The organism is uncultured Amnibacterium sp. (assembly GCF_964245895.1).
Lineage (GTDB): Bacteria > Actinomycetota > Actinomycetes > Actinomycetales > Microbacteriaceae > Amnibacterium.
In genome coordinates this window covers 1-6,189 of the sequence record NZ_CAXTOQ010000180.1, presented here as the reverse complement: position 1 = coordinate 6,189, position 6,189 = coordinate 1, and the positions used below count along the sequence as shown (strand labels likewise).

At 73.5% G+C, this 6,189-nt stretch carries 8 protein-coding genes, 1 tRNA gene and 1 pseudogene; 7 read left to right on the top strand and 3 right to left on the bottom strand.

Going from position 1 to position 6,189, the window contains the following annotated elements; genetic code table 11:
* Both ACFE60_RS16815 and ACFE60_RS16810 read left to right on the top strand, forming a co-directional pair.
* A pseudogene (locus ACFE60_RS16815) lies at positions 1-686 on the top strand (hypothetical protein); the annotation flags it as partial.
* A gap of 20 nt (positions 687-706) precedes the next feature.
* Positions 707-973, top strand: a complete 267-nt coding sequence (locus tag ACFE60_RS16810; protein WP_375390006.1) for a DUF3039 domain-containing protein — start codon at positions 707-709, stop codon at positions 971-973.
* Between the two features lie 114 nt (positions 974-1,087).
* Here ACFE60_RS16810 and ACFE60_RS16805 read toward each other — a convergent pair whose 3' ends face one another.
* Positions 1,088-2,383: a nicotinate phosphoribosyltransferase gene (locus ACFE60_RS16805; RefSeq protein ID WP_375390005.1), complete on the bottom strand. Its 1,296-nt coding sequence runs from the start codon at positions 2,381-2,383 to the stop codon at positions 1,088-1,090.
* Positions 2,384-2,538: 155 nt separating this feature from the next.
* Here ACFE60_RS16805 and ACFE60_RS16800 point away from each other — a divergent pair, with 155 nt between their 5' ends.
* Genes ACFE60_RS16800 through rdgB form a run of 4 tightly spaced genes read left to right on the top strand, consistent with a single transcriptional unit; the run spans position 2,539 to position 4,897 of the window.
* The gene (locus tag ACFE60_RS16800) at positions 2,539-2,697 is read left to right on the top strand and encodes a hypothetical protein (RefSeq protein WP_375390004.1); all 159 of its coding nucleotides are present in this window, start codon (positions 2,539-2,541) and stop codon (positions 2,695-2,697) included.
* Between the two features lie 42 nt (positions 2,698-2,739).
* Positions 2,740-3,585: a glutamate racemase gene (gene murI, locus ACFE60_RS16795; RefSeq protein ID WP_375390003.1), complete on the top strand. Its 846-nt coding sequence runs from the start codon at positions 2,740-2,742 to the stop codon at positions 3,583-3,585.
* On the top strand, positions 3,582-4,316 hold the full coding sequence (gene rph, locus ACFE60_RS16790) for a ribonuclease PH (RefSeq protein ID WP_375390002.1): 735 nt from the start codon (positions 3,582-3,584) through the stop codon (positions 4,314-4,316). The genes murI and rph overlap by 4 nt, the downstream gene beginning before the upstream one ends.
* The gene (gene rdgB / locus ACFE60_RS16785) at positions 4,313-4,897 is read left to right on the top strand and encodes an RdgB/HAM1 family non-canonical purine NTP pyrophosphatase (protein WP_375390001.1); all 585 of its coding nucleotides are present in this window, start codon (positions 4,313-4,315) and stop codon (positions 4,895-4,897) included. The genes rph and rdgB overlap by 4 nt, the downstream gene beginning before the upstream one ends.
* Positions 4,898-4,901: 4 nt before the next feature.
* Here rdgB and ACFE60_RS16780 read toward each other — a convergent pair whose 3' ends face one another.
* Both ACFE60_RS16780 and ACFE60_RS16775 read right to left on the bottom strand, forming a co-directional pair.
* Positions 4,902-5,582, bottom strand: a complete 681-nt coding sequence (locus ACFE60_RS16780) for a DedA family protein (RefSeq protein ID WP_375390000.1) — start codon at positions 5,580-5,582, stop codon at positions 4,902-4,904.
* 31 nt (positions 5,583-5,613) lie between these two features.
* Positions 5,614-5,693, bottom strand: a tRNA-Leu gene (locus tag ACFE60_RS16775).
* A 130-nt stretch (positions 5,694-5,823) separates the two neighbouring features.
* On the opposite strand from ACFE60_RS16775, the gene ACFE60_RS16770 reads away from it, so the two are divergent.
* A partial coding sequence (locus tag ACFE60_RS16770) for a hypothetical protein (protein WP_375389999.1) occupies positions 5,824-6,189 on the top strand: 366 nt, incomplete at its 3' end.

The following is a 6,189-nucleotide window of genomic DNA, read 5'->3' as shown; positions in this document are numbered from 1 at the left end:
GGGCCCGCGACGTGCGCTACCGCGTCAGCGTGATCAGCATCCCGGTCACCCCGATCGTGCTCGTGCTGGTGCTCGGGCTCGCCGGCGTGCCGGGGTCGCTGCTGGCCCTGATCCCGGTGCCGGTCGTCGCGCTCTTCCTGGGCTGGGCGACCCACAACGACATCGCCTACGACCACACGGCGATCTGGCTGCACGTCGCCGCGGGCGTGCGGGGCGCCGACGACCGCATCGGCCGCCTCGCGCCCGTGATCGCGGTCGGCTCGCCGCTGCTCGTCGCCGGGTCGTTCGTGAGCGCCGCGATCGCCGGCCGGCTCGAGCTGGCCCTCGTGCTGATCGGGGTCGGGGGCTGCCTGTTCCTCGCCGGGATGGGTATCGGCGGCGTCAGCTCCGCGCTCCTGCCGTACCCGGTGCCGCGGCCGGGGTCGTCGCCGTTCCAGCAGCCAAGCTCGACGGGCGGGCTCGCCGCGGCCGTGCAGTCCGTGCTGTTCCTCCTCCAGCTGCTCTGCGCAGCGCCCGCGATCGGGTTCGGCCTGCTCGCGCTCGACGGGTCGACGAGCTGGGCGTGGGCGTCGTTCGGCTCGGGACTCCTGATCGGCGCCGCGGTGCTGTGGTGGGGCACGGTCGCCGGCGGCCGTGCCTTCGAGCGGCGCGGGCCCGAGCTGCTGGCCGCCGCGCTGCGGGCCTGACCCGGGCCTACCCTGGTCGCATGGCGCGCGACCCCGGAACCGAACCCGCAGGCGGGACCGACGTCCTCGACCGCGAGCTCGAGCAGCTGCTGAACGACGAGCTGACCGAGGACGGCGACCACGACCGGTTCGCGCACTACGTGCAGAAGGAGAAGATCGTGGAGTCGGCGGTGACGGGCAAGCCCGTCCGCGCGCTCTGCGGCAAGGTCTGGGTGCCGGGCCGGGACCCCGAGAAGTTCCCGATCTGCCCCGACTGCAAGAAGATCTACGACCGCCTGCGCGACTGAGCCCAGGCTCTCGCCGATCCGGATCCGTCGCGCGGATCCGGATGAACGGGGCGACACGCCGCTCGGGTGGCGACGGACCGCGGCGTGTCGTGCGGCTCGTCCGGATCCGCGTGCTCAGGCCAGCACGGTCGGCAGGGCGGGATCGCCGCCCGACAGGCGCATCGCCTCCGGCGGCAGCTCGGCGACCACTCGCGCGTGGTGGTCGCGGGCGGTGCTGACGCCCGCGACGCCGACGTGCGCCGGGTCCACCTGCCCGGCGGTGACGAGCGGCACGACGAGCGCTCGCGCCTGCTCGACCGTCGGCTCGACGTCGGCTACGACGACGTGCTCCTCCGTCGCCCGACCGTCCCGCAGCAGGCGGAACGCCCACTTCCGCCCGCCGCTGCCGGCCTTCTCGGCGGACTTCTTCGCGACGGGCCGCATCGTGCCGTCCGGATCGGCCCGCTCGACGAGCTTGTAGACGAAGCCGGCGGTCGGGTGGCCGGAGCCGCCGACGAGCCGCGTGCCCGCGCCGTAGGAGTCGACGGGGGAGGCGGCGAGCCCCGCGATCGCGTACTCGTCGAGGTCGTTCGTGACCGTGATCGTCGTCCCCGTCGCCCCGAGCGCGTCGAGCCGGTCGCGGACCGCCTGCACGACCACGGGCAGGTCGCCCGAGTCGATCCGCACCGCCCCGAGCCCGGTACCGGCCACCCGCACCGCGGTCTCGACGGCCGGCAGCACGTCGTAGGTGTCGATCAGCAGCGTCGTGCCCGCGCCCATCGCGTCGATCTGCGCCCGGAAGGCGGCCTCCTCGCTGTCGTGCAGCAGCGTGAACGCGTGCGCCGCCGTGCCCATCGTCGGCACGCCCCAGCGCCGGCCGGCCTCCAGGTTGGAGGTGGCGGAGAACCCGGCGATCCAGGCAGCCCGCGCGGCCGACACCGCGGCGCGCTCGTGCGCCCGCCGCGACCCCATCTCGGCCAGCGGCCGCCCGTTCGCGGCCGACACCATGCGGGCCGCCGCGGTCGCGATGGCGCTGTCGGCGTTCAGCACGCTGAGGATCAGGGTCTCCAGCACGACCGCCTCCGCGAACGAGCCCTCCACCGTCAGCACGGGGGAGGAGGGGAAGTACAGCTCGCCCTCGCGGTACCCGCTGATCGACCCGGCGAAGCGGTAGTCCGCGAGCCAGTCCACCGTCGCCGGCGCGACGACCCGCTCCTCCGTCAGCCAGGCGAGCTCGGCGTCGCCGAACCGGAACCGCCCGACCGCCTCCAGCAGCCGGCCGGTGCCGGCGAGCACGCCGTACCGCCTGCCGCCCGACAGCCGCCGGGAGAACACCTCGAACACGGCGGGCCGGTGCGCGGTGCCGTCGCGCAGCGCGGCGTCGAGCATCGTCAGCTCGTACCGGTCGGTGAGGAGTGCGGTGCTCGCCATGCCCCGAGCGTAGGCAGTCCGCGAACCCCACCCCTGAAGGGGGGCGAGCGCCGGGGGCGAGCGCGTCCTACGGTGGTCGGACGCCCGGTCACCCAGCCGAGCACCCCGCGTGGCCACCCACCCGCGGACACCCCCTCCGGAAGGCCCCACCTCCGATGGTCCCCACCCAGGACGTCCTGCTGCTCGCGATCGGCTCGCAGCCCCTGCTCCCGTTCGACCTGCTGCCGGCCGGTGTCGTCGCCGTCGTGCTCGTCGCGTTCGCCGCCGCCCTGGTGATCGTCTCCTTCCGGCGCCGGGACGCCGACGCCGACTAGCCCGGGAGGCCGCTCCCGCTGCGGCGGTTAGGCTTCCCAGCCGTGAACGACGCGCCGATCGGGGTCTTCGACTCGGGGGTCGGCGGCCTGACGGTCGCCCGAGCGATCATCGACCAGCTGCCGAACGAGGCCGTGCTCTACGTCGGCGACACCGCGCACTCGCCGTACGGGCCGAAGCCGCTGGCGGAGGTGCGCGCGTACGCCCTCGCGGTGATGGACGACCTCGTCGCCCAGGGCGTGAAGCTGCTGGTGATCGCCTGCAACACCGCGTCCGCGGCGATGTTCCGCGACGCCCGGGAGCGCTTCACGCACGGCGCCGGCATCCCGGTCGTCGAGGTCGTGCTGCCCGCGGTGCGCGCGGCGACCCGACGCACCCGTACGAAGCGCATCGGCGTCCTCGGCACCGAGGGCACCGTGCGGTCGAACGCCTACCCGGACGCGTTCGTCGCGGACCCCGCGATCACGGTCGTGCAGGCCGCCTGCCCCCGCTTCGTCGAGTTCGTGGAGGCCGGCATCACCACGGGTCCGCAGCTGTTCGCGGCGGCGGAGGAGTACCTCGCGCCGCTCAAGGCCGCGCACGTCGACACCGTGCTGCTCGGCTGCACGCACTACCCGCTCCTCTCCGCCGCGATCCGGCTGATCATGGGCCCCGAGGTGGCGCTCGTCTCCTCCGCGGAGGAGACCGCGAACGACGTGTACCGCGAGCTGGTGCAGCACGACCTCCTCCGGACCGCGGGCGCGCCGCCCGCGCACCGGTTCGAGGCGACCGGCACGAGCGAGGACGCGTTCCTGCGCCTCGCGCGCCGCTTCCTGGGGCCGGAGGTGGCGAGCGTCGACCTCGTGCACACCGGCGCCATCCCCCTCCCGACGACAGGAGACCGCAGATGACCGAGCGACGTGACGGCAGGACCGCCGACGACCTGCGGCCGGTGGTGATCGAGCGCGGCTGGAGCAGCCAGGCCGAGGGCAGCGCCCTCATCTCCTTCGGGGAGACCCGCGTGCTCTGCACCGCGTCGTTCACGAACGGCGTGCCGCGGTGGCTGCAGGGCAAGGGCCGCGGCTGGATCACCGCCGAGTACGCGATGCTGCCCCGCGCGACGAACGACCGCTCCGACCGCGAGAGCGTGAAGGGCCGCATCGGCGGCCGCACGCACGAGATCTCGCGGCTGATCGGCCGCTCGCTGCGGGCGGTGGTCGACACGAAGGCGCTGGGGGAGAACACCGTCGTGCTCGACTGCGACGTGCTGCAGGCGGACGGCGGCACCCGCACCGCGGCGATCACCGGCGCCTACGTCGCGCTGCACGACGCGATCGAGTGGGCGCGGGAGAAGCGCTTCGTGGGCCAGAAGTCGAAGCCGCTCGTCGACTCCGTCGCCGCGGTCTCGGTCGGCATCATCGACGGCGAGCCCATGCTCGATCTGGCATACACCGAGGACGTGCGCGCGGAGACGGACATGAACGTGGTCGTCACCGGTCGCGGGCTGTTCGTCGAGGTGCAGGGCACCGCGGAGGGGGCGCCGTTCGACCGGCGTGAGCTGGACGGGCTGCTCGACCTCGCGCTCGGCGGCACGGAGCGGCTCGCCGCGGCGCAGCGTCGCGCGCTCGGGCTCGGCGCGTGAGCGAGCGGAGGAGGATCGTGCTCGGCACGGGCAACGCGCACAAGGTCGCGGAGCTGACCGCGATCCTCGGTCCGCTGCTGCCCGGTGTCGAGCTGCTGCGCTCCGACGGCCCGTCCCCGGTCGAGGACGGCGACACGTTCGTCGCGAACGCGCTCATCAAGGCGCGCGCCGCGCACCGGCACACCGGGCTGCCCGCGATCGCCGACGACTCCGGCATCGTCGTCGACGCGCTCGACGGCGCACCCGGCATCCACTCCGCGCGCTACGCCGGCACCGGACGAGACGACGACAACCGCGCGCTGCTGCTCGAGCGGCTCGGCGACGCCACGGACCGGACGGCCCGGTTCGTCTGCGCCGCGGTGTACGTCGACGGGGACGTGGTCCTCGAGCGCATCGCGAGCTGGGAGGGGGAGGTGCTTGCCGCCGAGCGCGGGGCCGGCGGCTTCGGCTACGACCCGGTCTTCCTGCCCGTCGACGGCGAGGGCCGGTCCGCGAGCGAGCTGTCCGCGGACGAGAAGAACGCGATCAGCCACCGCGGCGTCGCGTTCCGGGCGCTCGCGCAGGCGATCATCGCCCGCTGAGCCGTCAGTCGGTCGAGACGGTCTCGCTGCTGCCGGAGCCGGCGGCCCGCTTCGCCGCCCGGTGGTTCTTCCACACGTGGTACGCGGTCGGGATCAGCGTCAGCACCACGGCCCCGAGCAGGATGAACTCGATGTTGTGCTGCACGAAGTCGGACACCGGGGGGATGAACCCGATCAGGTAGCCGAGGAAGGTGACGCCGAATCCCCAGGCCAGGGCGCCGACCGCGTTGTAGAGGCTGTACCGCCGGTAGTCCATCCGGCCGACGCCAGCGGCGATCGGCGCCAGGGTGCGGACGATCGGCACGAACCTCGCCAGGATGATCGCCAGCGCGCCGTACCGGTCGAAGAAGCGGTAGGTCCGCGTGACCTGCTCCTTGCTGAAGAAGCCGGAGTCCTTCCGCTCGAAGATGCGGGGCCCGGTCTTCTTGCCGATGTAGTACCCGAGCTCCCCGCCCAGGAAGGCCGCGACCGCGATCGCCGGTGCGGCGATCCAGATGCTGATGCCGAGGCCCTTCTCGGCGCTGATGCCGGTGATGAGCAGCAGCGTGTCGCCGGGGAAGACGAAGCCGACGAGCAGGCCCGTCTCCGCGAAGATCACCGCGCAGACGATCAGCAGCCCGACGGGGCCCGCCGCCGCGAGGTTCTCCGGATCGAGGAACGGGAACAGTCCGCTCACCGTCGCCATCTGCTGCTCCTTCGGCCACCGGATGCACGGGTGCGGAAGGAGGGACTCGAACCCTCACGCCGAAGCACAGGAACCTAAATCCTGCGTGTCTGCCAGTTCCACCACTCCCGCCGGAGGCGCCGCTCAGTGTACTCACGGCCCGCGTCGCGGCGGGGAGGCGGTCCCACTCTCGGAGCGCGCATCGAACTGGTGTTCTCACCGGTTCCGATCTGCTGTCGGTGGTGCTCGTTAGTGTGTTCGCATGTGGTTGACGCGGGTGGAGTGGCGGGTGGAGCGTGATGCTGCGCTCGCGCGGGACGCCGCCCGTCGCGCCGGTGCGACGATCCGGCCGCTACGGCTGCCGGGGCTGTTCGTGGATCCGCTGCTCTCGATGGACTCCGAGCCGATCGACGCGTTCTGGCGGTCGGCGCCGCCCGCCGAACCCGCGGGCGTCGAGGCGCCTGCGCCGGTCTTGGCCGTGGTGCCGGAGGCGGTGCTGTGGGCGCAGGTGATCGGGCTGCCGCGGGTGCCGGGCGAGGGCGGTGTCCGGGTCGCCCGCCGGTGGTGGATGGACCGGCGGGAGGTGTGGCCGACGCTGGTCGTGCAGACGCTCCTCGCGAAGCCCGCG

What these genes read in the sequence shown, in the direction of transcription:
- ACFE60_RS16810 (WP_375390006.1), top strand. Translation starts at nt 707, where the DNA reads ATGGCGCGCGACCCCGGAACCGAACCCGCAGGCGGGACCGACGTCCTC.
- ACFE60_RS16800 (WP_375390004.1), top strand. Translation starts at nt 2,539, where the DNA reads ATGGTCCCCACCCAGGACGTCCTGCTGCTCGCGATCGGCTCGCAGCCC.
- rph (WP_375390002.1), top strand. Translation starts at nt 3,582, where the DNA reads ATGACCGAGCGACGTGACGGCAGGACCGCCGACGACCTGCGGCCGGTG.
- ACFE60_RS16805 (WP_375390005.1), bottom strand. Translation starts at nt 2,383, where the DNA reads ATGGCGAGCACCGCACTCCTCACCGACCGGTACGAGCTGACGATGCTC.
- ACFE60_RS16780 (WP_375390000.1), bottom strand. Translation starts at nt 5,582, where the DNA reads ATGGCGACGGTGAGCGGACTGTTCCCGTTCCTCGATCCGGAGAACCTC.